This is a genomic window from Paenibacillus sp. JZ16, assembly GCF_015326965.1.
Taxonomy (GTDB): domain Bacteria; phylum Bacillota; class Bacilli; order Paenibacillales; family Paenibacillaceae; genus Paenibacillus_AQ.
Map to the genome: position 1 here is coordinate 3705975 of NZ_CP017659.1, position 26517 is coordinate 3732491.

Consider the following 26517-nt stretch of genomic DNA (forward strand, 5'->3'; position numbering starts at 1 on the left):
ATCTCTATATAAATATATATTTTAAACCAACAATCTATAAACAAAAAACATCCTAAATTTTGTTATTATAAACTTATCTCATAAAAATAATTAAATTTGAGACAACAATTCTCATTCAACGATTTGTATTTTCCCGCGCCAAAAGTTCAAAACTTCAAGCAGGGTTCTGTCTATTGGAATTTCTTGTTTCCAATCAATAATATTTTTAATTTTTCTGTTTGAACCTACATACAGAGGAATATCGACATCTCTTAACAAGCTTTGATCAGTTATAACTTCTATTCTTAATTTTGATAAACTTACTAAAGTACTAAGTATAGTAGATATCTCGATAGGTTCTCCAGAGCATATATTATAAACTTCTCCCGATACCCCCTCCATTATTATTTGTCCATACGCCCTAACGATATCTCTAACATCAAGGAAATCCCTTTTCGCAGACAGATTACCAACTTTTATAACAGGATCTATTAAGCCTAACTCTATCTTAGCAATTTGATAGGAGAAGTCAGAAGCAACAAATCCCAATTTCTGCCCTGGCCCGATATGATTAAATGGCCTTACATGAACAATATGTAGACCAAGTGATGAATAAAATTTAGCCAGCATATACTGAGTAACCTTTGAAATTCCATAAGGATTTGTAGGATTAAGAGAGTCTGTTTCCGAAATTGGGATGTTCTCCTTAGATACAATCCCATATTCCTCTGAAGATCCAATAGAAAGAATTTTTACTGTATCGGATATTTCGGATTGTTTGATGGCGTCATAAAATAATGCAGTATTGGTAACGTTAGCATCCAAAGTCCTGGACACTTGTACCCAGGACTTTGCCACCGAACTTTGAGCTGCTAAATGGAAGATTAGATCAGGTTTTATAGTATTCAGCAATTGAACAATGGCTTCCTCTTGATTAAAATCAAGCTGAACCCTGTTTAAATGATCTTGCTCGTGATTAACACTTCGGCTGGTCCCCCAAACTTCAATCTGCTGGGAGAGCAGGTAATCTTCCAAATGCCTACCTACAAAACCGTTAACGCCTGTAATCAAGGCTTTCATAGCTTAACCACCTTTAGTTGAGGCTTATTTTAGTCTGTTAAGATCACTATCCACCATCATCTTCACCAACTGTTCAAAACCGACTTCTAGTTCCCATCCGAGCTTACTCTTAGCTTTAGAACAGTCACCTAATAGCAGATCAACCTCAGCCGGTCTCACAAACTTCTGGTCAATAACCACATAATCTCTCCAGTTAAGACCGACATGACTAAAGGCAATCTCAACTAATTCTTCAACCGTGTGTGTTTCACCTGTTGAAATAACGTAATCTTCTGGTGTTTCCTGTTGAAGCATCAGCCACATTGCTTTAACATAATCTCCAGCAAATCCCCAGTCTCTTTTCGCATCTAGGTTCCCCATACGAAGCTCACTTTGAAGTCCCAACTTAATTCTAGCCACTGCGTCTGTAACCTTCCGCGTAACAAATTCAACACCACGACGAGGTGATTCATGATTAAAGAGAATACCTGAACAAGCAAACATATTGTAACTTTCTCTATAATTCACTGTAATCCAATGGCCGTATACCTTCGCCACACCATATGGGCTTCTTGGGTAGAACGGAGTTGTTTCTTTTTGAGGGGTTTCAACTACTTTACCAAACATTTCACTGCTAGAAGCTTGATAAAACCTAGCCTCTGGCTTTACAATTCGTACTGCTTCTAACATATTAGTTACTCCCATACCGGTTGCTTGTCCCGTGAGTACGGGTTGATCCCAAGAGGTTGCAACAAAGGATTGCGCCGCTAAGTTATACACTTCATCTGGATTAGATTTTTTCACTGCATTAATAAGAGATCCCTGATCTAACAAATCACCTTCGATAAATTCGATTTCATTTTTGATATGTTCAATGTTTTCAAGAATTGGAACGCTCGTTCTTCTTCGTAATCCATAAACTTTATATCCCTTGGAGAGCAGAAGCTCAGCCAAATATGATCCGTCTTGTCCAGTAATGCCTGTAATTAGCGCTTTTTTATTCATGATTTAATAATTCTCCTTTTTAAGTTCATTTAGTAATATATTCCAATTTAGTTTAGAGATACTGTTCCCTTTTTTGGTTTCTTAGTTCCTTTAGTAGCAACTTGACCTCCTGAGCTTTATCCTTTGTGCATATAAGAGTTACATCTTCTGTATCTACTATTATTAAGTCCTCAATTCCAAGCGTCGCAATTAACTTCCCATTGCTTTCAATAATGCATCGCTTAGTATCTAAATTCAGGATGTTACCTTTAATAACATTACCATCCTCATCAAGATCATTAATACGTTCAAGGGCTGTCCAGCTTCCGACATCATCCCAACCAAAAACACAAGGGATCATGTATATATTGCTAACCTTCTCCATAATCCCGTAATCAATAGATTGATCTGGCATTTTAGAAAACTCGCTTTTGATAGTTTCATCACGCTCTGGAAAGTCAAAAGTAGCCTTCATGGTCTCTAGAACATCATGCATATCAGGCATCAGTTCTTTAATATAATTCCGAATCACGCTAACTTTCCATACAAAAATGCCGCTATTCCAATAATAATTTCCAGACTTAAGATAAGATTGAGCTGTCTCAGTGTCAGGTTTCTCAACAAACTTACTAACTTTTATTATATCTAGATCATTTAATTGCGTGGATTCACCAGAACTTTCAATATAACCATATCCAGTTTCTGGGTAGGTAGGTTTAATACCTAGTGTAACAAGATTCGACCCCTCTTGAGCAACATCAACAGCAGTTTTGATAATTTTAATAAATCCTTCGTCATTCTCGATAATATGGTCGGATGGAATAACAACCATGGTACTGTCAGGGAATTTTTCCTCAATGACGATCGAAGCTAACCCAACACACGGTGCTGTATTTCGCCCCACTGGTTCAATAATGATATTGCTGTTTGGTAAATGCGGAATTTGTGCCTTTAAAAGTTCAGCGTATAACTCGTTGGTTACAATGAAAATTTGGCTGATATCTACGAGTTTCTCTAATCTATGTATAGATTGCTGAATCATCGATTTATTACCTGATATATTTAAAAATTGCTTTGGCAAATTAGTCCGACTCTTTGGCCAAAACCTTTCACCTTTTCCACCAGCCATAATTACACAGGTTATTGTCATTTCGCTCCCCCAAATTTCCAGAAGTTAATATATTCAAGTCTCTTTTGTATTAATGAGCCAATAGCTTTCGGAGAATAATATTCTTTGATAAAAGCCTCCCCTTTACTTGCAACCGAGTTATAGAAATCCGAGTTATTAACCAGGCGTTTCATATAATCACTTGCATGATCAATGTCCGGATCCGCCCAATGTTGATAGGCTTTATATGGACCATGATCATTCCCGACGTTAATAAGGCTATATCTAACTAAACACGAGTTAGTACTATTCATAAAGTCAATATTTGAAGACCAATTTGTCCCAATAACCGGCTTCCCGAGATACATGGCCTCTGCAAGCCCCAAGCCAAATCCTTCACTTCGATGCAGAGACACAAAGCAGTCTATAACTGAAAGCAAGGCATTTATATCATTTCGGCTAATTGTATCTTTAATCAAATAAATATTCTTATAATCACTAGTAAGTTCCAAAAGTTCGTCCAGTTCAGCTTTACCGCTATTATATGAGTTTACTTTCAGTACCAATCCAACTGATCGATCGTCAGGCTCAAAGGCTGCTTTAAACGCTTTTATCACGGCCTTAGGGTTTTTACGTTCTTGATAACTCTTAACATCATACATAGATAAAAACAGGAAGACTCCATCGGGCAGACCAAAGAACTCCCTATTACGAGCTTCATTTATACCAACCTGAATGGAGTGCGGCATTTTCACCACAGGGACTGGGCTTTTCAAAGCTATTGAATCTGCCACAAATGTAGAAGGAACCCAGATTTCATCAACAAGTTCAAAAGCCTCTAGCCATTCATCTGGAAAATCCGGTAACTCCCAATGCCAAAAACCGATATTATATCGATTTTGGAACAAGGAATTTCCATATTGAGCGTAGACCTCCATCATTTGTTCGGCATTAACATGAAATAAGTTAATGTTGTATTTAGGTTCTCCAATTTCCTTCGACAACCATGTAAGGTCAGACATTCTAGCACTATTCGTGCCCTTGAAATTAATAATTCCAAAAGGGATACCCGCGGAATCCATACTATTAGCAGCTATTCGACATGATTCTCCAATCCCCATCTCCGCACGTGAATAGCCCAGTAGATTAACACCCTTTTCCAGGTTATTGCCGTAACTTTGATCTTGACTCTTTTCTAGAGGATAAGCCTTCTTCAAAAGCGCCCTTTTCACTCTTTGCCTAAAGCCAGGAGATAACAAGCGAGTTATAAGGGGCTTTGTTAATACTGCTAACTTATATGTAAATTGATATATTACTCTTTTAATATACAACACCACCGGATAACAAATATACGTAGAACAGGAATCTAGCCCCATTCCTCTCATTATGCTAGAATATTGTCGTATCTACAAGAAAAGGAGCTAATTACGTTGTCGAATCCAGTATACGGTAAAAAAGCCGCCACGTCGAGAAAAGGTGAGACGAGATCGGTTTTGTTTTGGGTGTTAATATCAGGAATAATTCTGTTTCTAGCATGGACGCCATTCCAGACGGCTCTATTTAACGGACAAATGTTAGTATTTGAGAAACCGATTTTCTGGGCAGCTATCTTGGCTTGTCTACTACTATTTCTCTGGATTGCTCATTCTTATAAAAGCATCCAATTAAAAGATCAAAAAGATTGGCTGGCCGTGGGTGTACTTTTACTCCCCCTAACTTACATACTCTCACTCATTAGCGCCGCCTCCCATGTTCTTGCCATGAATATGGTCATCATCAATTGTATCTACGCCATAATGTTTATCATCGGATTATATGTGTTACGCGAGAATTTGGGGAATCGAATGATTCAAATCACGATTATGACGGTTTCTTATCTGATCGTGGGATTCGGCTTACTCAACTGGTTTGGCCAAGGCAAGACAGCGGGCGCCATTGCGAAATGGTTTTCCAATACCGTTTTAAACGGCACGTATACCCATGCCGTCATGACTGACTCTAACGGTCTGCGTCTGACTTCGGTGTTCCAGTACGCGAATACTTATGCCGCTTTTCTCATGGCATTCCTTTTCGCGGCAGTCTTTTTCGTTACGACTTCTCGAAAATGGTACGGTCAAGCCTTTCATAGCTTCATGTTGGTACCCATCATCGTATCGCTGCTCTTGACGTTATCTCGGGGCGGTCTGGTGATGTTACCTGTTGTGTTTGTTTTGTTACTCCTATTCCTGAAGCCAGCTAAGCAATTATTGTGGATCCTATACTGCAGTATAGCAGGCGTGACTTCACTGATCATTTCCAAACCAGTAACAGAGTTAGGGTTGAAGTTAAATGAAGCCTTTAGCAGCACTGGTGCCCTTAAAGGCTGGGGTATTTTGCTTGGTGTTTCCGCTATTGTAGGAATTCTCGGATGGGTTATACAAAGTTTTATTGCTCCCAAACTTGAACGTTCTTTAGACAATTGGTCGGTTAAAAAAACCTCCAACTTATGGATTCCACTAGGTTCCGTTGCCATTGGAGGCTTGCTGATCTTCCTATTCATCGGTACCGGATTGAAAAATATACTACCGCAAAACATCAGCGTCCGACTCGAAAATATTAACTTTAATCAGCATAGTGTTCTGGAACGTTTTACATTCTATAAAGACGCCATGAAGGTGCTGGCTGACTATCCGATCATCGGAGCCGGAGGCGGAGCATGGGCTTCACTCTATGAGCAATATCAGAACAACCCATATACAAGCCGTCAAGCGCATAACTTCTTTTTGCAGTACTTGATCGAAGTTGGAATTGTCGGATTTGTGATATTCATGTCGTTTATCCTGTATATTTTCTACAAGTATATTCGCGGTTATATCAAAGGAAATGAAGGCGAACGTAATAGTCACTTCCTTTATCTGATCATCGTCCTTTCCATTTTGATTCATAGTATTTTGGACTTTAACATGAGTTATGTGTTCATGGGAATTCTAGTATTTCTGGGACTTGGCGGAATGGCAGCCGTAATGGATAATAAGCCAGTGAAAAAATGGAGCCTCAAAGATTCAACTGCCAGAGGTGCATTTAGTGCAATCGTCGGACTTTGCGGTATTCTTGTCATGATTACATCTATCCGGTATGTACAAGCTGCCGACTCTGGAATGGAAGCAGGCAGAATCGTTCAGGTCAGCTCTTCATTTGAGGAAATTAAGGCTCCCCTTGATAAAGACCTGAGCATACGCCCGAGCCATCCCGATTCAGTACTGTTAACCGCATCACTCTATCAGACTATATATAAGCAAAATCAAGATGAGAATTTTTATAGCGCATCTGTTGATCTACTAAATAAAGCGTTAGAAGCTGAACCATATAACAAATCTATGCTTAGTCGATTAATTGAAAGTTACGAAATGAAACAGCAACCGGAGCAAGCTTATGAAGTACTTATCAATAATGCCTATAAATTTAAATGGGACATTAGCTGGTCCGAACAGATTATCAATAAAGGTTATGATCTAGGGATGAAGGCACTTGGGGCTGGAGACGCAGCAACGAAAGACAAGTACTTCAAGCAAGCAACTGAAGCATTTGCCAAGGTTCAGACAGGTATTCAGCATTTGGCTACATTACCGGAAGGTCAATTGCAAGGGCGCTCATTTGAAAACACACCCGACATGATCCTCCATACAGGCAAAATGCACTTCATGATGAATCAACCAGAGCAAGCATCAGAAACTCTTAAGCTCGGCATACAAGAAGATCTCTCACAGACAACCCAACAGGAGATTGTGCGTTGGTATCTGGCAGCATTGCAAAAACAAAACTTGAGTGATGATGCCCTTATGGGGAAACTAACCCAAGTTGATCCGAATGCGAAGGACAATGTTCAACAACTTGCTAATCTTCAATTCTAATTAAAAAGGAGGCAGTTCGTGGTAGAAATCTTCTACCCAACTGCCCCTTTTTCTTATGTGTAACAAATCGCTTTTACCGAACTTTAGCCAAAACACCGCTTAAATATGCAAGTAAATCCTCTCTCAAATCTTCCCGCTGCAATGCATAATGAATACTGGTTTCAATAAAACCCAGCTTTTCTCCGACATCATGGCGCATCCCGTCAAAATGATACGCATAGATGGGGCGCCGATGAGCTAAGGTGGAGAGCGCATCGGTCAGTTGGATCTCCCCGTTCTTTCCAACCTCCTGATTCTCCAGCAAATCGAAGATTTCCGGCGGCAAAATATAGCGGCCCATGATGGCCAGATTGGAAGGCGCCTCGGCACGGGAGGGCTTCTCTACCAATCTTGATGTTTCATAGATTCGTTCTGATTTCTGAAGTCCATCTACGATCCCGTAACGATCCACTTCGTCCCAGGATACCGGCTGAACGCCTACAATGGCAGATTGGTAGGCATCATATACCTTCATCATCTGCTTGAGACATGGAGTCTCTGACTCTACAATGTCATCGCCTAGCAACACCGCAAAAGGCTCATCTCCAATGAACTTGCGTGCGCACCAAATGGCATGACCCAGCCCCTTAGGTTCCTTTTGACGGATATAATGGATATCTGCCATGTTGGAGGGCTTCCGCACTTCTTCGAGGAGGTTCCATTTCCCTTTCTCTGCTAGGTTATGTTCCAGCTCAAATGAAGAATCAAAATGATCCTCAATCGCCCGCTTCCCCTTACCCGTCACAATGATAATGTCCTCGATGCCGGAAGCGACCGCTTCCTCGATGATGTATTGTATGGTCGGCTTGTCCACAATGGGAAGCATCTCTTTCGGCATCGCTTTCGTGGCTGGCAGGAAACGCGTACCAAGTCCAGCGGCCGGTATGATCGCTTTACGAATGTTCATTTTATCTTCTCCAATCCAGTAAGTCTCCCATATTGATGACATTGTATCATGAGTCCGGCCAACCCATCGATAAAATCAGTTTTTATCAGATGCAGGCGGCATAGTGTCCGTGATTTTAGCCGCTTAGGCCGCGTTACCTTTCTCTTTACCTTATCGGTTTTGATGTGGCTTTTTCAAGGTGGGGCCGATAACTGGAAATGACGCCTCCCAGTTTTATCCATGGAAATAGCCAAGACTCCTCCGATATACTAGTACGAAACTTCGATGGACCAAAAAGCCAAAGGAGCTGGTTACTGATGAAAGAGAGAGACGCCTATTTCGATAACCTCAAATTCATACTGATCCTGTTGGTGGTCGTGGGGCATCTCATCGAGCCGTTTAACGGCGAAGCAGCAATGGGAGCGATTTATCAGTTCATTTACTCGTTTCATATGCCGCTGTTTATTTTTGCGGCCGGTTATTTTGCCAAATGCATTCAATCCCCCAAACAATACGTCGGCCTGCTGTCGGGACTGGTCGTACCGTATTTCATATTCGAGACGCTCTATACCCTGTTCGACTATTACATGCAAGGCTTGGATCGGCTCGATTTCACGTACTTTTACCCCAACTGGATCCTGTGGTTCCTGTTCAGCATGATGCTCTGGAAAATGCTTCTGCCGTACCTGCTGATGCTCAAATACCCGCTCGTCGTCTGTTTCGCGATGTCCATCATGCTCGGGTACTCGATCGATGTCGACTATTACGCGAGCATTTCGCGCACGCTGTACTTCCTGCCATTTTTTCTCATCGGATATGTTTTCAAAAAGGAATGGCTGGATGCCATCAAGGCTCGATCCTTCCAGCTACTATCGATTGCCCTGCTCGCTGGCGGATTTGTCTTGCTGTATATGCTATCGCCAATTCTGGATGCCAGCTGGTTCTACGGAGCAATGCCTTATCTGGAGTTCGGCTTGGACTCGTGGTATGCAGGCTTCTACCGAATGATCACCTACGCGTTCACCGTCATCATGGGACTATGCGTCCTCTCCCTCATTCCGGAGTCGGATACGCCCTTCACCGCCCGTGGGGTTAATACCATGTACGTCTTTTTGCTTCACGGGTTCATCGTCAAAACGATGCAGCATCTGAGCTGGTTTGAAGCGTTCCGGTCTACCGGAGGCAAGCTGCTGCTAATCCTGTTCGGCACCCTCTTGACTTGGCTGCTATCCTCGTCTTGGATCAAACGCGGCTTCGGTTGGATCGTCGAGCCGAACGTCGGGTTTCTATTCCATTATCGATCCAAGCACCGCCATGAACGCGCCGAAACGAAGCGTTCCGACGCAAAAAAGAGTGATGCCTAACTTGGCATCACTCCCTCTTATTCATTAAATCGCTCGATATATACGCAATACGCGTGCTGCTTCCTTACTTCACCAACTGCCCCCGCGTTACGCCAAGCTGGTTGGTCGCCTTCAGCTTCTTCCACACCTGGGTGCCGCTGATCTCGCCGCGCAGGGCGCGGTTGTAGAGATCGATGACCTCGTGGACTTGTTCCGGCGTTTCCTCGAGGAACTCCACGCGGTAGCTGGATACGCCTAGCTCCATGAAGTTGGCCAGGTATTCGGCGCCGGATTGCTCGATGGCGTTGTAGACGGTGTTACGGCAGCCTTCGTCGACCCGTACCGGGTGGGACATGCCGATCCGGTCCTGCAGGGACACGCGGCTCTCTTCGCACGGACGACCGCAGTTCGTGAAGTCCGTTCCTTCGCTGAGGAACGTACAGTACACGCAGTGCTCGGTATGGAACATCGGCAGATGCTGATGGATGACGATCTCCATCTTGGACGTGTCGGCCTTCCCAAGAAGATCCACCATCTGCTGGATGTTCAGATCATAGGAAGGCGTGACGGTGTCGCATCCGGCTTCGAGGAACAGGTCAACCGCCTTGTGGTTGGCAATGTTCAGGGAGAAGTCGCCGATCAACCGGGGATGCTTCGCCCCCGGGTTCTCCATCCGGTGGCGCAGGTAGAAATACAGCGCACCGGTGTTGCGCACCAGCACGGCGTCCGGCTGGAGGCGCAGGATGTTGTTGTGGTAGCCGTTCTCGCCCGGCATGTGAATGCGCGGCGTTGCCAGCGCAATCTGTTTGCCGGCTGCACGCACGGCTTCCACCGCTGCCGGGAACTGCTTGATGAATTCGAAGTCGGCGTAGATCATCTCGACGCCGGCCTCAAGCGCAGCCTCAACCTGCGGGAGGCTGCGGCACAGCGCGGTGAGCTTCGCTTCACCGCGGGCCACGGGCGCTGCGGGCACAGCCGCATCGCCATACACCGACACCGCCCGTTTCACGTACACGGGCGGCTTCGGCCGCTCGCCAGCGAGCAGCTCCACCGCACGGCGGCGGATGCTGTTGAGCTCGCGAATCGGCACGATGACGTCGCCGTACAGGTCGACGTCGAGTGCCTCGAGCTGGAACACCGTTCCGCCCAGGCGGCCAAGCTGCTCCTCCAGGATCTCCTGGCTGAGCGGCCGCTTCTGGGCTATCTCCAGTTCCAGCTCCGAATCCACTTGGACCGTCGTGCCCTTCTGCACATCGGTCCACCAGGTCGACAGCGGCTGTCCGGGACGGCCGCTGATACGCACATGTACCGGGAATACCCGGTACGGCTTCTCCGTCTCGTACGTCTGACGGAGGCGCTTATCCAGCGCCGGATCGTTGGTCTTCCAGATCCGGTCGCCGACATGCAGCTTGCGTAGGTCCACGTCACTCCGGCCGGGAACGATATCGACGATCCAGCCTTCCTGCGCTTCACCCTCCAGCTTGACGCCTTTGCGGCGAACGTCGTAGACGCGTCCACCTTCTTCTTTTTTCGTTGGGTCGCCGGCATCGAACACAATACCATCTCCACGCTTCAGCGGCGCATCCAGCTTGCAGACGACACCGTCACGCAGAATTTGCTCCACCCGGCCGAGGTACACACCGCGGCTTTTCGGGAACGTACCCTCGACCAGCTTTTTATTGTTCGTTCCATCCAGGAAGCCATGCGTGAAGCCGCGGGAGAAGCTCTGCTGCAGCTCGCGCACCTCTTCCTTGCTCGGTCTCGCATCTTCGCCGTCAAAATACCGGTCGATCGCCTTCCGATACTTGCTCACAACGTTAGCCACGTACTCTGGAGTCTTCAACCGGCCCTCAATCTTGAACGAGGTCACGCCCGCTTCAATCAGCTCCGGCATCAGATCGATCGCAGCCAGATCTTTCGGTGAGAGCAAGTAGGCGACGTCGCCCATTGGTTTCTGCTCGCCATCCACGATCAGATCGTACGGCAGACGACAAGCCTGCGCACACTCTCCGCGGTTGGCGGAGCGGCCGCCCCACATTTCGGAAGTCAGGCATTGGCCCGAATAGGACACGCACAACGCACCATGCACGAATACTTCCATTGGAAGCTTCGCCTGCTCCCCGATCTTCTGGATTTGCTTCAGATTGTTCTCGCGTCCCAATACGACACGTTCCATATTGAACGGCTTCGTGAACTCAACGGCCTCCGGCGACGTAATCGTCATTTGCGTAGAACCATGGATCGGGAAGTCCGGGGAAATCTCGCGAATCATTTTTACCAGACCCAAATCCTGTACAATCACCGCATCCACGCCTGCATCTACGCACGCATCGATCAGTTCCTTGGCATCCTCCAGTTCGTTCTCGAACACCAGAATATTGAAGGTCAGGAACCCCTTAACCCCATAACTGTGCAAGAAGGCCATAATCTCGGACAGCTCGTCCATCCGGAAATTGTTCGCCCGTGCGCGCGCATTAAATTTCTCGACCCCAAAAAAGATCGCGTCCGCCCCGTTCGCCACCGCGGCCCGCATGCAATCCCAATCCCCTGCCGGTGCCAGCAGCTCCACGTCTTCTCTTCGTAGTGCTTTCGTGTCCATCTATATCCTCCCAGGCCGGTTCAAGCCGGCGTGCTGTGTACTACTATTCTTTCATTGAAACCTGCAAGCCATACTCTATGTTCATAGAACAGGGCCTCCGACATCTATATCAATTGATTTTGTAAATGCTTCGAAAGCTTTTCAACTTATCTAGTTTACCAAAAGTCCGGCTTCTCTTCTACCTGCTAACTTGATTTCCACACTTTTGATAGTGTTGCCATAATCCGCATAGCACACTCGGTTTCGCTTGCCTGCGGTTCATTATCTAGTTTGGTGGGGACGCGGACGTTAAACTCCCTGTGATGATCTGACTCCCTGTTATCTTCATAGCCATAACATCTTTAAAAGAAAAATAAACAAGCCCTCCCATCGGAAGGCTTGCCTCACATCATCCTCAGCGACTGCTACTAGCAGATGATTATCCGTGCGGGGCTAGTGTTATCTCTTTTCTTTTGCATATGGAGATTACTTCCCCCTACCTTTATCAGGGAGCTGGGATACAGCATGTTGATATCCGTATCCGTCAGAACCTCCTTAACATCTCAGCGGTCGATAGCCATCCAAGCATGCCGCGAAGCACGCACCGTGCGCACGATGTACACAACGTTGGAACGAAATCGCCCCAACCGTCAACTGGTTCCTGGATTCCTTCATCACAGGTTTGCCAGTGCACGACCTGCCTTCAAGTTTGCCAGTACATCGTCCTGCACCATGCCCTCCTACTCTTACTCCGCACCCTCCAGCACAAAATCCATGCTCGCCAACCGCTTGCCGTTCACAACAATGTGAAGACGGTGATCACCCGAATAGAAACGACGCGTGGAGATCGGTTTAAATGACTGCTTCTTCTCCACCTTCCAGCTTCCCGGCGCATAGATCTTGTCCGAGCATTTATAACGTTTCGGCGCAAGCTTGCCGCTTGCCTTCATATAATCGATCTCATAATCGATGCGGAGCGCCATCGGATGGCCGGTTTCGTTGACCACCTGAAAAGCGAATTCCAGATCATCCCCCATTGCGATCACGGAACGCTTAATCCGCAGCTCGCGCACCTCAAGACCCTCCAGCTCTTCAAGCTCCTCATATCCGAAAATGGCCAGTGCCCGGATATCACCCTTCCGAAGGAGCGAACGCAGCGCATGCCGTACGATCCAATCCGTTAACGGATGTTTGCCATACCATTTGGCGGCGATCTCAAGCACAAGCTCCGGATGATCCTTGGAGATATCATTCAAGTGATTGGCAACGCTTTTTCTAACATATAAGGAAGGATCCTCTTTCAACTGCTCCAGGATCGGCAGCGCCGGACGCGGATCCTTAATCAGGGCCGGCAGCTGCGACGCCCAAGGCAGGCGTGGTCTGCAGCCTTCACTCGCCAACCGGCGCAAATGCTCGTCATCGGACTGTGCCCATGTCATCATCTGAGCCAGCATCCGTTCCTGATCCTGGATGATAAAGGGCCGAACCGCAAACTCCGCCGTGGAAGAATGCGTGAATACCGCCAAAGCCTCCATCGAGGTCTCCAGATCCTCCATCCCGTTCACCTCGACATAGTCAGGGAAGAACACATATTCCACGCCTCTAAAATGCGGGGCTACCTGTTTCAGAATCTGAACGGCTTCCGGGTAAGAAGCAGGCAGCGTGTCCGTTAAGGCCAGCGTAATATGCCGGATGCGCTGCTTGAACTCCTCTTGTCCCCAGGCTTCATTATGAATCAGCTCCATGAACCGGTTCGAATCGAATGCCGGATAAACCTCCTTCAACCGATCGGTCACTTGCTGGAACAACGTATTTGAATATAGATCCTTCAGCGTTTCTCTCATATAAGATCTCCCTAAAAAAATAATTTTTACGATATTGCATCCACGTCTTATGGAATCCTGAAAGCCCTTTATTTATGCGATAAGCCGGCGGTTCCAACCCATCTCCAAAAGAGCCGTCAACCGCTCCAACCCCATTCCCCGCCTCTTCCCAATCCAAAACATGTGGTGTAGGATGAAGTTGCACGCCTTTCGCTTTAGCGCGGCAGTCTGGTTCATTCCAGTTTGCCAAATTAGTGGGGCGTTTTGCTTTATCCATATCCTGCCTCCCGCTGCTGGGATGTCACAATGTATATATGAACAACTTTCTTATCTCTCAAGAAAAACGTCTATCGACGTACCTTCACAGATGACAGACCGCATGTAGAGGAAGTTTTTCTTTCGAGATAAGCGCAGCGCCTTCTCCAGGACGGTAAACCTACGGATTCTCCTGCAGGAACTCCTGCAGCTTCTCGGCGAACAAGGACTCAAGTCTCGAAGTTCATACTTTTGCTATCTCTAAAAATGTAATACATACATCATTATCCCATTTCAAAAGACAGGAGGCGAAGCTCGAAGGATTACAACAAATCGCACACCAGGAGATGAAGAAGACATGGAAAGCTGGAAAAAGAATTTATGGATACTATGGTTCGGCTCATTTATCGTTTCATCAAGCTTCTCGATGGTCATACCATTTCTCCCGCTTTTTCTGATTGAGCTCGGCGTTACCAAGCATACGGAAATGTGGTCGGGACTGCTGTTCAGTTCCGCTTTTTTTGCGGGCGCCTTGTCCTCTCCCTTCTGGGGAGCCGTCGGGGATAAATATGGACGCAAACCGATGATTATCCGCGCGGGGCTGGTGCTCTTTGTCATCTATATTCTGATGGCGTTCGTCACGAATGAGTATCAGGTGCTGATTCTCCGCCTGCTCCAAGGCCTTCTCTCCGGCTTTATCCCGGGTGCAATCGCCATTGTAGGCACCAATACCCCCGAGAAAAAGGTCGGCTACGCACTCTCCATGATGTCCACCGCAACCGCAACCGGCGGCATCATGGGCCCGATGATCGGAGGCACCCTGGCCTCCCTGTTCAGCAACCGAATGGCATTCGGATTGGCAGGGATGCTGTGCTTCGCAGCCACGCTGCTTGTCATTTTCTGGGTCAAGGAAGAGAAATTCGTACCCAGCAAAGAGCGCGTCTCCGTCATAAACACGTTTAAGGTCGCCGGACATAACAAGGCGCTGATGACCGTGCTCATGCTTACGGTGCTGACGCAGTTTTCCGTCATGACGATCGAGCCCGTACTGCCGCTGTATATCGCTCAAATCGGCGGCTCTTCATCACATACCTCGATGATTGCCGGCTTTGTGTTCTCCATCGTCGGGATCGCCAGCATCCTGTTTGCGGCCCGCTGGGGACGCTTATCTGACAAAATCGGATTCCAAAAGGTGCTGCTGATTGGTCTGCTCGCCGGCGGAATCGGATCGCTCGCTCAAATCCTGTTCAGCAACATTTGGGCATTCTCGGCCATCCGCTTTGCTTACGGCGCCTTCTTCTGTGCCGTATTCCCGGCACTCAACGGCCTTGTTGTCAAACATACGCCAAGCGAATTCCGCGGGCGGGCGTTCAGCCTCAACCAGACAGCCAACCAAATTGGCGGGATGGCCGGACCTCTCGCGGGCGGCATGATCAGCGGCATCTTTAACATTCATTCGGTATTCTTGATGACTGGTGTGTTAATGCTGATTACGACCGCCATTACTTATTGGACAATGCGGCCAACGCGACAGCAGCCTGTTGAAAAAGGATCGCTCTCTTCATAAAATCTCTTTACGATGCGCACGCGGGATGATTTCATATCTCGCGTGCGCATTTCATTACGGATTTAAATTGAATCATCGGGTGTGCTTATATAGTCCAACGTCGTTAACATAATCGCTCGATTGTCTATATACTCCATTACATAATTAATGTCATTGATATTTAATCCTGCTAATAACGGCTTCGCTTACGCATGATTACCTTTCACAGCAGCATTCTGCCTCGCTACACATCATTCAATTCATTGCTGCACCATTCACTTGTCACGAGCAATATGAAATCGGCGAATATTCCACTAGCGCGCACATCTTGCCTGCACGCCTATTCTCCTTCGCCACTTTACACATGCATATGACGGTCCGCTTCATCCCACGGCACCGCATATCCGCTTCCCTTCGCACAAAATATCGAAGAGGAGCTGTATTCCGGGTCCGCATTTTTATCGTATCCTTTACGTTCAATGACCTCGGCCTCGTTATGGCACCGGCCATATCCGCCGTAAACCAAGGATATCGCACCTCTTCCCTTCGTGTAGGCGGCTAATTCCATGCTGTAATTCATCATGGTCGATACGGGAGCCGATCCCGTGACCGTCACTTTGTTTCCCGCCGTTTCCGGCGGCTCGAAGCTTGCCTTCGCCTGGGTCAGATCCGACATCAACCGTCCGATATACTCGGCATCCACCTTTACCTTGAAGTGATAGTAAGGCTCTAGAAGCATATTGGCTGCCTTCTCCAGGCCTTGGCGTAACGCACGGTAGGTCGCTTCCCTGAAATCCCCGCCGTGCGTATGCTTGTTGTGCGCCCGCCCCTTCAGCAGGGTAATCTTGATGTCCGTGATAGGTGAGCCTGTAAGCAGCCCGTGATGATCCCTCTCGCCGACATGCTGGGCGACCAGATGCTGATAATTGACCGGGAGCACATCGGGATGACAAGCATTGGCGAACACGATGCCGCTGTTCCGCTCCCCAGGCTCCAGCCGGAGATGCACCTCCGCATAATGCTTCAACGGTTCAAAATGACCACAGCCTACGACGGCTTCCATTATGGTCTCTTTATATAGAATCTCCGGTTCACCGAAGGTGATCCGGTAACCGAACCGCTCGAGCACGATGCGTTCCAGCACTTCAAGCTGAATGATCCCCATCACATGGATATGGATCGCCTGAGCATGCTCATCCCACTGCACAGACAGGGAAGGATCCTCCGCATCCAGCAGACGGAATTCGCGCAGCATATCCTTGGGATGAATCGAGGAGTCGAATTGCACCTTCGACTTCAGTGTCGGTACAAGCTCATATACCGTCCGGCCACCACCCAGAGTCCCAAGCCCATCCCCTGCCACAGCTGAAGAAATACCCGTAACGACAAACAGATCACCCGCATGCACCTGATCGACATTCGTCACGCGCCCCCCATTGATCAAACGGATATGCGTCACCTTCTCCGTGATCGTCTCCGTTCCGGAGAAATAAGTCATTTCGTCGCGCACCCGCAGCGTTCCGGCCGTGGCCTTGATATAGGTTAACCTTGCGCCCTGTTCGTCATGGCGAATCTTATAAACCCTTCCGGCAAAATCAGCCCCGGGATCATAGTCCGTAACCGTCAGCAGATCCAGCTGCTGCAAGAAATGGGACACGCCCACGTTTTGCAGAGCTGATCCGCCGAAGCAGGGGAATAGCTGCCCTTTCCTAATCATCGCGGTCATCGTATCCAGCCACCGTGAAACCTCATATCCCTGTTCCATATATTGCTCCAGCAGCTTCTCGTCCCGCTCCGCGATAGCCTCAATGACCGAGGACTTCATTACGCCTTCGTGCAGCACATCCTCCTCTGTGATCATACAGACGTCTTCGGTAAGCTCACTCCGAATCTCTGCAAACACACGCGCCACATCCGCGCCTTCCCGGTCGATTTTATTAATAAACAAGAACGTAGGGACGCCATGTTTACGCAATAACTGCCATACCGTCTCCGTATGCCCTTCGACACCTTCCACGGCACTTATAACGACGACGGCGGCGTCCATGACTTGAATCGCCCGCTCCATCTCCGGCGAGAAGTCGACGTGACCCGGCGTATCGATTAAATAATAAGTGGATCCGTTAAAATGCATGGTGGCCTGATCGGCAAATACCGTGATGCCCCGTTCCCTTTCAATGTCATGTCGATCAAGAAAAGCACTCTGATGATCCACGCGGCCGCGCTCCTGAATCGTATCGGTCATATATAACAACTGCTCCGCCAACGTGGTTTTTCCTGCATCCACATGGGCGAACATGCCTATCGTTTTTTTCATCCGCTTATTCCCTCTTCTGTAAGCCGGTTTAATTACATATCCATTGCTCTCACAGATTTAATTTTACCATATCAGATCGCATGAACGGCACATATGTTCTATCATTTCGGATGAGAATCGCTCCTTTTCTCTATATGTGCGTGTTCAAAAGGTCGATTTTCAGCACCGAGAAGGTTTTGAACAACCTCTATAAACCAAAAATAGCTGCCTGCGGCACCCCTATGGATGCAGCAGGACAGCTATCCGCGTTATCAAAAATATGATTGCTCACTAAAATGTGATCTGCGTTTTATATTCCATCCTTCGGACTACTTCACCAGCTCGAACGAGGACAGCGCACGCTCCAAAGCGGCTTGCTGCATGTCCGTCGCATTGGCATCATTCAACGTCGTCGTAATCGTGTACGCGATATTTCCGCTTTCAAAGACGATCTCCTGGGTGGTAAAGCCAACGCCGTTCTTCACCTGATGCACCTTGAACGACACGGCAGGCACACCGGCAAACGTGATGTTATCCACGCCAAGTAATTTCACCGTCGTCCCTGAAGCCGTGCTGGCTTCATTATAATAACGCTTCAGGTTGCTGACGATGAAGTCTGCGGATGTATCCTTCTGTGCATTAATTTCAAACCCGCCTCCGGCAAATCCATATTCGACCGTTCCCTGCTCGAACTGATCATTCAGCGGTTCCCAGTATTTTGGAATGTCGATATGATAGCGGTACGTTTCGGAGTTTTTGCTCCGCATCTTGGTTTTATCGGTCAGGTAGCCTTCTTCGCCAATGCGGCCGAAGTTCTCAGGTACCACATCATAATCGATCTCGATCGATTCCAGCACCTTCTTCCAGTTGGCAGCCGTCTTCTCTTGACCATCCGGTACCGCATATTCCAGATAATAGCGGTAGCCGTTCTTCTGGATCATCACTTCATATTCCGTCACCCATTTATCTCCGAAGTTGTACCGAACCTCTTGAATCTGCCCTTTGACGCCCGAGATCTCCACCGGCGTAAGTCCCACGTATTCGTATGACTCTTGGACGAAGGATTCCGACAGCCAGTCTTTAAGACGCTGCCCCCAAGCTGCGAGCGTGCCATCAACCCCTGTCGGTACGGATGTCACCGAGACGGACAGATAACCTTCTCCTTCGCTGCCGTATAACATATCCTTATTGTTGATTTCCCAGCCTGCAGGAATGCCAAACCATATGCCGTATTCTTCATTTCCTGCTTCGCGGAGCCCACCTACGATGGAAGAGACGTCTTTTAATGATTTGTCTCCCGCCTGATAGGTCGTTCTGAAAGAACCCAGCAAGCTCGCGTGCTTGTCCATATCTTTATAGTGAACCGCTTCCGCATCGGCAAAATACAGCTCATAGACGCGGTCATTGGCATAATACTGCCGGCCTTCCCATAGGACGCCGTCGATATCGCGGAAAATGACTCTGGCATACGGCACAGCTCCGCTTGCGACCGTCTCTTGGTGAAGCACAACATCTCCGGAATCGCTCAGTTCTTTCAGGAGCCGTTCTAACAGATCGTCAGGACTCAGCTTTACTTTCTGGGAGGAGGCATGAACCTCAAGATAATAGCGGCCCGTAGCATCGTTGAAAGCAGCACCGCTCTCGTCGTCCGTTCCTCTCCCAACGATCATCCAGGAAGGATAATTCATACTCCATTCATAATAGCTATTTCCGATTCGAGTCTTCCCGGTCGTATTGTTGATCTCGCCCTCGTCATGCTTCTCTTCCTTATCCGTGACCATGAGGCTGATGGATAGCTTGCCTTGGGAGGAGCTTACCTTGGCTCCAATCCCCGCGGCAACCGGACGCAGCGGTACCATCAGCGTTCCGGACACCATCGTCGGTTCTGCCGGCAGCTGGACCTTTTTCCCGTCAATCCAGGCAGTCTTGTTGTCGATAACGAGCACAACCGTATGCGGTCCTTGCAGCAGTCGAACCCGGTTCTCGCCCTCCAGCTTGATCTCGCTGCCAAACGCTTTTTTAAACACGCCCAGCGGCACCATCAATACGCCCTGCTTCAGCTGCGGCTTGGCTATCGTATAGGAGGTGCCATTGACCGAAGCTGAGCTGCTGCCGCTTTGCACGGTCAGGATACGCTTCTCCGGCACAACGTCATCTCCCCATACGGGAAGGGATAATGACGTGAATAGCATCAAAGCCGATAAGGTTCCAGCTGTCATCTGCCGCAAACGCCGGCTTGACTTCGTTCTTTCTCTCTTCACCATCACTCGGCCTCCCCAGCGCTTGACGAAGCAGCTCGATTATCATCCTGGCTGAGCGTCAGTTTAACATTTACAATATCTCCATCCCGCTGCATCAGCAGCTGGACCTGCTGGCCTGGAATGAAGGGCTTTAACCGTTCGTTGATATCAACGACGGAATAGATGCGCTTTCCGTTAATTGCATATAACACGTCATCTTCTTGGATTCCAGCTTTTCGGGCTTGCTCGGACAGCACCTTCGTAACGGTCAATGGATCGTCTGAAGGCAGACCCACAATGGCGGACCAGCTTTCTTCCAGTTCCAACCCTAGGCCGGCTCTTCGAACCTCTCCATATTCCAATAAGTGATCCACAATATAATGGACCGTTTCCGCAGGAATGGAAAAGCCCATATTCTCGATGCCAACAGCGGCAAACTTCTTGCTGTTGATGCCAATGACCTCGCCTTTCAGATTGACGAGCGGCCCTCCGCTGTTACCCGGGTTAATGGCGGTATCGGTTTGAATCAGGCGATAAGAGCCGTCGACGCTCCGGTTCAGGCCGCTAACCACACCCACGGATGCCGAGTTTCGTAACGAGAAAGAGATTGGCGTACCAATGGCGACCACCGTTTCTCCAACCAGCGCATTTTGCGCGGATGCGGCAAATTTAGCCGGCTTCAGAGACTTGGCGTTTATTTTGACTAATGCAATATCACTCATAGGATCGCTGTATACGCCCTTGGCTTTATAGGATTTGCCGTCTGACGTCACGACCGTGATTCCGGTAAGCCCGTCCACTACATGAGCGTTGGTGACAATCCAGCCGTCTGACTTCCAGATCACCCCCGTACCGTGCGCCAGGTTGTATCTGTCATCCACTTCGCTGCTTCCTTGTGCGGCCTTTCCGATAATGCCAACAACCGATGGCGACATCCGGCTGATAACCTGAGGCACCGCATTTTGTTCATATGTATTCTTGGGTTTAGCGCTTGCTGCAGCCGCAATGTCTGTATGCATAACCGCATCGCCGCTTCCCGCCATAATGATGGCCCCCAGCAGTACAGCCGCCGATCGTTTTTGCCATTGTATATTCTTCAATTCGTTTGTTCCTCCCCCGGTTCCATCCTCTACCCAGCCAACCTGTACTCCTCAATTTATCATGTTTTTCCATTTGTAGCCATTGCTTCTAGACCTATTTCTTTTACGTTTTTCCTGCGGACCGTGTAACTTTTCCCCGAAGAAACAAAAAGACGCCTCCACACTGCGAACAGCGGACGGGCGTCTTGTTTGTATGTAACTCATTACATTCGTCATATGAAGCCGCTTTACATAAGGTGCCTAGGCCAACCTAATTGTTAAACCATCCTGTAATCATGGCATAGTCAGAGTACAAGAACACAAATAAGCTGACGAGACCGAAAGCGATTGCGAATTTATTTTTTTGGCGGGCCATCAACAAGCGAACCACACCAACAAAGATCAGAATCGTAAACAGGATCATGAAAATATCAAATGTCTTAAATGTCGCGCTCGCATCCGATGCTGCTGCAAGGATCATGAAACGTACCTCCTCGTGGGTTTCTTCTCGGGCAAATTTACATATCTTCTTCTATGTTATCCATGTGCCCGTCCAGATGCAAGCCCTCCGCCCCTAAAAATCAAAAAAAGTCATAGAATTTTCTCATTTTTAACCAAATTTTCAGATATTAGCATGACTTTCATCACGGCAGAGGTTAAATCAAGCTTGCGTTATGGATTCAGGCATAGGCTGCTTCGTATATCCAAGTGACTGCGGTCAGGATCGAGAAAACGTTCACTCCTGTGATTCATACTCCTCAGGAGTCGATTCCTGCTCTACTGCCTCTTCCTCCTCCAAGTCTTCACTTGGCAATGCCACGGAAGGATCTGTGATCGTAATCCGATCCTCTGGGTCCTTCTTGACCTCCAGCGCAACCTCATTGGACGGTTCACTGCTTACATTCAATTCGTTTACAGCAACGACATGGATCGCATACTGGCCGGACGGACCTACTAACATATTGCGGTTCGGAATAAGATATGCACGGCTCACTAACGGTTCCTCATTCAAACGATACAGTACTCCGTCAGGTCCTATGTAGTATACATGATAGATTACGCCTTCCTGCACATCTGTCCAGGTTAAACCAATGGATTCATCTTCCTCATTTAGGATGGCCTGAAGACCGGATATTTTATTCGGACGGCTCGAAACTTCGTTAGAATAACCACTCTTGCCGAAACTGTTCACTGCCTCGACTACATAGTAGGCCGTCTCCTGAAAACGCACGTCGGATGTTGCGTAACTGCCTGACTTCACATTCGCTCCGTCTGACAATAATGTATAACCCGTCCCGGACTTCTCGCTGTAATAGATATTGTAGGTTTCCCCTTGTTTCGCTGTCCAGGTTAATTGAATCTGCCCCTTCTCATATCGGAACTTCAGATCCGTCGGAGCAGTTGGTGCCGTTGTCGGCAAATCCGGCTGAGATGCCAAGTTCTCTGTCCCCGCATGGGACTGTGCTGTTCCAGGAACGGAAGGAGTTGTGGATGTTGATCCCGATGATGAGGTTACGATACCATGGATGACCGGGTGAGCACTTTCTGGTGGTGTCTCTACCTCATCCTCCGAAGTATTGGAGACGATGTGCCCCACGGCTTTCAACCACTTCGCTGTAACCAAAGCTGCTTCTTCCTGGGTAACGATACCCTTGGGATTCCAAGCCTCGGTCACGGATTCCTGAAAGAGACCTAACTCCATGGCCAGTTCGATAGCTTCCTTAGCATAAGGGCTGAAGGAGCCCTTATATAACTCCAGCTGCTTGGCTTCCCCGTCCGAGTTTTCTTTATCAGTAATCCCTTGCAGAGCTCTTTGATACAGCACAGCCATATCCTGACGTGTCAGCGATTGTCCAAGTCCAAACCTACCGTTCCCTACCCCTTTCACCAGCCCTGCATGAACCGCACCTTCGATGGCGGAGAAAGCATAGTGATCGTTGGGTACATCCTTGAAGGTAGCGACTTCCGGACGTTCAGCCGTGCTAAGGTTTAGAGCTTTGACAATCATTATGACAAAATCCTGCCGGGTGATGGCCGCGTTCGAATGGAGATCCCCACTACCGTCACCGGGATGGAGTCCTTCCTCGGTTAACCGGAGAGTGGCTTCCTGTGCATCGAAGCGCCCCCTATCTGAGACGGGTACGGGTACAACATCATCTGCTTGAACGCTATCGGATGAGTTTATGTATAAAGCACTTGCTGCCAGAGCTATCAGAACGGAACAGGTGATCCTCTTCATACAATCCCTCCAATTTGTCGCAATCATCAAGATCATACCATATCCTGGAATGCGAAGATATTGGAGGATGATATGAAAATAAAAAAAGAGCCCCCGTTAATAAAACCAGGGACTCTGTTATTACGCTAACCTTGTTCATCTGCTGAAATATGAAATGCAATAAGCTGTGTACCCACAGTTCACTCCAGCATGGAGCAGATTCGTTTAAGATACTGCCAATTCATCCGGTCTCCCTAGCAGAAGCGAGGGAGCAGCTGTTAACGTGCCGCTTCCACCTTGTTCAATTCCTTAGTTCGCTTCGTATCGCGTTCCAGGATTGGCTTCAGGTACTTCCCTGTATAAGACTCGGGTACCTTCACCAAATCCTCAGGCGTTCCGGTAGCGATGATGGTACCACCGCCGCTGCCGCCCTCTGGACCCAGGTCGATCAGATAATCTGCTGTCTTGATGACATCGAGATTGTGCTCAATGACAAGGACGGATTCCCCGGATTCCACCAGACGATGAAGGACAACGAGCAGACGGTCGATATCGTCCACATGCAGGCCGGTGGTCGGTTCATCCAGAATATACATCGTTTTGCCCGTGCTGCGGCGGTACAGCTCGGAAGCCAGCTTCACGCGCTGGGCTTCACCACCGGACAGCGTGGTGGCAGGCTGACCCAAAGTAATATAACCCAGACCGACATCCATCAGCGTCTGCATCTTCCGGTGTATCTTCGGAATGTTCTGGAAGAAATCCGTTGCATTCTCAACGGTCATCTCCAGTACCTCAGCGATGTTCTTGCCTTTATATTTAACTTCCAGCGTTTCGCGGTTGTAGCGTTTGCCCTTGCACACTTCGCAAGGCACGTAGATATCCGGCAGGAAGTGCATCTCAATCTTGATGATACCGTCCCCGCGGCAGGCCTCACAGCGTCCGCCCTTCACGTTGAAGCTGAAGCGGCCCTTCTTGTATCCGCGAATCTTCGCTTCATTCGTCTGGGAATAGATATCCCGGATATCGTCGAAGACGCCCGTGTAGGTCGCCGGATTGGAGCGAGGCGTACGGCCAATCGGTGACTGGTCGATGTCAATAACCTTCTCGATATGCTCCAGACCCTTCATCTCGCGGTATTGCCCCGGACGGACTTTGGCTCTGTTCAAGTCACGAGCGAGCGTCTTGTACAGGATCTCGTTGACCAATGTAGACTTGCCTGAACCGGACACGCCGGTTACCGCCGTGAAGACGCCAATCGGAATTTTCACGTTGATATTCTTCAGATTGTTCTCTTTCGCGCCTTTAATCTCGAGCCAGCGTCCATCGGTCTTACGGCGCTTGCTGCTGACCGGAATGAACTTGCGGCCGCTCAGGTACTGGCCCGTCAGAGAGTTAGGGTCGTTCATAATCTCCTTCGGCGTTCCCTCCGCGATGACCTGGCCGCCATGAATGCCTGCGCCCGGGCCGATGTCGATGATATAATCTGCGGCCATCATCGTGTCCTCGTCATGCTCGACCACAATGAGCGTATTGCCCAGATTCCGCATATGCTCCAGCGTTGAAATCAGGCGATCATTATCCCGTTGATGCAGCCCGATGCTGGGCTCGTCCAGAATGTACAGCACGCCCATCAGGCTGGAGCCGATCTGCGTAGCTAACCGGATCCGCTGCGCTTCCCCGCCCGACAGCGTTCCCGCCGAACGGCTGAGTGTCAGGTAATCCAAGCCCACATTGACAAGGAAGCCCAAACGGCTGTGAATCTCCTTCAGAATGAGATTGGCAATCTGTTTTTCTTTCTCGCTAAGCTCCAGGTGATCGAAGAATTTCAGGGATTCTCCGATCGACAGGCTGGTCACATAAGCCATGTTACGATCATTGATCGTAACCGCCAGGCTTTCCTTCCGGAGACGATGACCTTTACAAACATCGCACGGCTTGCTGCTCATATAACCTTCGATGTATTCGCGAATCCCCTCGGAATTGGTATCGCGGTAGCGACGTTCCAGGTTCGGAATGATGCCTTCGAAGGTCACATGCGCTTCCTTGCGCTGACCGAAGTCATTCTCATAACGGAAGTGAACCTTCTCATTGCCTGTACCGTACAACAGTTTATTCATCTGTTCCTGGCTAAAGGTACTGACCGGCTTGTCCAGCGGAATGCCGAAATGTGCGCAGACCGATTTCAGAAACTGCGGATAATAAGTCGACGTGCCCCCGCTCCATGCAGCGAAGGCGCCTTCCTCTACGCTTTTGCTCGTATCCGGCACAAGCAGCTCCGGATCCACAATCATCTCGACGCCAAGTCCGTCACAATCCGGACAAGCGCCGAATGGAGTATTAAAGGAGAACATCCTCGGCGTCAGTTCTTCCATGCTGAAGCCGCAGATCGGGCAGGCAAAGTTGGAGCTGAACCGCAGCTCCTCCTGACCCATGATATCGACCAGAAGCTGGCCGCCTGACAGGTTCAGCGCGGTCTCGATCGAATCCGCCAGACGTGCCTCTATATCTTCCTTAACTACGATCCGGTCCACAACGACCTCAATCGTATGCTTTTTGTTCTTCTCCAGCTCGATACTTTCCGACAGATCGCGCAGCTCTCCGTCGACGCGCACCCGAACGAAGCCCTGTTTCGCAATATCGGCAAACAGATTCTTATGCTCGCCCTTGCGCCCGGAAATGACCGGCGCGAGAATTTGCAGTCTCGTCTTCTCGGGATACTGCATAATGCGGTCTACCATTTGCTCGACCGTCTGGGAGGTAATCTCCACGCCATGCTCCGGACAGTGCGGATGTCCCACCCGGGCAAACAGCAGACGCAGATAATCATAGATTTCCGTTACGGTACCTACCGTAGAGCGCGGGTTGCGGCTCGTCGTTTTCTGGTCAATCGATATCGCCGGCGATAGGCCTTCAATGGAATCGACATCCGGTTTCTCCATCTGCCCGAGGAACTGGCGTGCATAAGCGGACAAGGATTCCACGTAACGTCGCTGACCCTCGGCATAAATCGTATCGAATGCGAGAGAGGATTTGCCCGAGCCGCTAAGCCCCGTAAGAACGACGAACTTGTCACGCGGTATCGTGACGTCGATATTTTTCAGATTGTGTGCACGTGCGCCTTTGATCACAATATTTTCACTTGCCAAACGATATCATCTCCTACTCCATATGGCATGCATGTTGGTGCTTATATT

Annotated in this window: 17 protein-coding genes; 3 read left to right on the forward strand and 14 right to left on the reverse strand. The window is 48.6% G+C overall.

The window, feature by feature from the left end; translation table 11 throughout:
* Positions 1-111 precede the first annotated feature (111 nt).
* Genes BJP58_RS17020 through BJP58_RS17035 form a run of 4 tightly spaced genes read right to left on the reverse strand, consistent with a single transcriptional unit; the run spans position 112 to position 4464 of the window.
* Positions 112-1059 carry a GDP-mannose 4,6-dehydratase gene (locus tag BJP58_RS17020; RefSeq protein ID WP_194544746.1) on the reverse strand — a complete coding sequence of 316 codons (948 nt, stop codon included), beginning with the start codon at positions 1057-1059 and terminating at the stop codon, positions 112-114.
* Between the two features lie 24 nt (positions 1060-1083).
* A complete protein-coding gene (gene gmd / locus BJP58_RS17025; protein ID WP_194544747.1) occupies positions 1084-2043 on the reverse strand; it encodes a GDP-mannose 4,6-dehydratase in 960 nt (319 codons plus the stop codon).
* Between the two features lie 52 nt (positions 2044-2095).
* Positions 2096-3172, reverse strand: a complete 1077-nt coding sequence (locus BJP58_RS17030; RefSeq protein WP_194544748.1) for a mannose-1-phosphate guanylyltransferase — start codon at positions 3170-3172, stop codon at positions 2096-2098.
* A complete protein-coding gene (locus BJP58_RS17035) occupies positions 3169-4464 on the reverse strand; it encodes a glycosyltransferase (protein ID WP_336245459.1) in 1296 nt (431 codons plus the stop codon). Before BJP58_RS17035 ends, BJP58_RS17030 begins: the two co-directional genes overlap by 4 nt.
* Positions 4465-4560: 96 nt before the next feature.
* Between BJP58_RS17035 and BJP58_RS17040 the strand changes: the two genes are divergently transcribed.
* Positions 4561-7020: an O-antigen ligase family protein gene (locus tag BJP58_RS17040; protein ID WP_194544750.1), complete on the forward strand. Its 2460-nt coding sequence runs from the start codon at positions 4561-4563 to the stop codon at positions 7018-7020.
* A gap of 73 nt (positions 7021-7093) precedes the next feature.
* On the opposite strand, the gene galU is transcribed toward BJP58_RS17040, so the two are convergent.
* Complete coding sequence (galU, locus tag BJP58_RS17045) at positions 7094-7966, reverse strand: UTP--glucose-1-phosphate uridylyltransferase GalU (RefSeq protein ID WP_194539875.1); 873 nt, start codon at positions 7964-7966, stop codon at positions 7094-7096.
* A 296-nt stretch (positions 7967-8262) separates the two neighbouring features.
* On the opposite strand from galU, the gene BJP58_RS17050 reads away from it, so the two are divergent.
* Positions 8263-9309: an acyltransferase family protein gene (locus BJP58_RS17050; protein ID WP_194539876.1), complete on the forward strand. Its 1047-nt coding sequence runs from the start codon at positions 8263-8265 to the stop codon at positions 9307-9309.
* Positions 9310-9373: 64 nt separating this feature from the next.
* Here BJP58_RS17050 and BJP58_RS17055 read toward each other — a convergent pair whose 3' ends face one another.
* The 3 genes from BJP58_RS17055 to BJP58_RS17065 all read right to left on the reverse strand — a co-directional run bounded on the left by BJP58_RS17055 (position 9374) and on the right by BJP58_RS17065 (position 13966).
* Complete coding sequence (locus BJP58_RS17055; RefSeq protein WP_194539877.1) at positions 9374-11887, reverse strand: U32 family peptidase; 2514 nt, start codon at positions 11885-11887, stop codon at positions 9374-9376.
* Positions 11888-12612: 725 nt separating this feature from the next.
* A complete protein-coding gene (locus tag BJP58_RS17060) occupies positions 12613-13674 on the reverse strand; it encodes a DNA alkylation repair protein (protein ID WP_233354674.1) in 1062 nt (353 codons plus the stop codon).
* Positions 13595-13966 carry a hypothetical protein gene (locus BJP58_RS17065; protein WP_194539879.1) on the reverse strand — a complete coding sequence of 124 codons (372 nt, stop codon included), beginning with the start codon at positions 13964-13966 and terminating at the stop codon, positions 13595-13597. Before BJP58_RS17065 ends, BJP58_RS17060 begins: the two co-directional genes overlap by 80 nt.
* A 336-nt stretch (positions 13967-14302) precedes the next feature.
* Here BJP58_RS17065 and BJP58_RS17070 point away from each other — a divergent pair, with 336 nt between their 5' ends.
* On the forward strand, positions 14303-15511 hold the full coding sequence (locus tag BJP58_RS17070) for an MFS transporter (RefSeq protein ID WP_194539880.1): 1209 nt from the start codon (positions 14303-14305) through the stop codon (positions 15509-15511).
* Between the two features lie 337 nt (positions 15512-15848).
* On the opposite strand, the gene BJP58_RS17075 is transcribed toward BJP58_RS17070, so the two are convergent.
* The 6 genes from BJP58_RS17075 to uvrA all read right to left on the reverse strand — a co-directional run bounded on the left by BJP58_RS17075 (position 15849) and on the right by uvrA (position 26469).
* A complete protein-coding gene (locus BJP58_RS17075; RefSeq protein WP_194539881.1) occupies positions 15849-17807 on the reverse strand; it encodes a GTP-binding protein in 1959 nt (652 codons plus the stop codon).
* A gap of 308 nt (positions 17808-18115) precedes the next feature.
* A complete protein-coding gene (locus BJP58_RS17080) occupies positions 18116-20050 on the reverse strand; it encodes a copper amine oxidase N-terminal domain-containing protein (protein WP_194539882.1) in 1935 nt (644 codons plus the stop codon).
* On the reverse strand, positions 20050-21126 hold the full coding sequence (locus BJP58_RS17085; RefSeq protein ID WP_194539883.1) for a S1C family serine protease: 1077 nt from the start codon (positions 21124-21126) through the stop codon (positions 20050-20052). The genes BJP58_RS17080 and BJP58_RS17085 overlap by 1 nt, the downstream gene beginning before the upstream one ends.
* Positions 21127-21376: 250 nt before the next feature.
* Entirely contained in the window at positions 21377-21586 is a 210-nt protein-coding gene (locus BJP58_RS17090) for a hypothetical protein (protein ID WP_071219760.1), read from the reverse strand.
* 255 nt (positions 21587-21841) lie between these two features.
* Positions 21842-23344: an S-layer homology domain-containing protein gene (locus BJP58_RS17095; RefSeq protein ID WP_194539884.1), complete on the reverse strand. Its 1503-nt coding sequence runs from the start codon at positions 23342-23344 to the stop codon at positions 21842-21844.
* 257 nt (positions 23345-23601) lie between these two features.
* The gene (uvrA, locus tag BJP58_RS17100) at positions 23602-26469 is read right to left on the reverse strand and encodes an excinuclease ABC subunit UvrA (protein ID WP_194539885.1); all 2868 of its coding nucleotides are present in this window, start codon (positions 26467-26469) and stop codon (positions 23602-23604) included.
* Positions 26470-26517 lie beyond the last annotated feature (48 nt).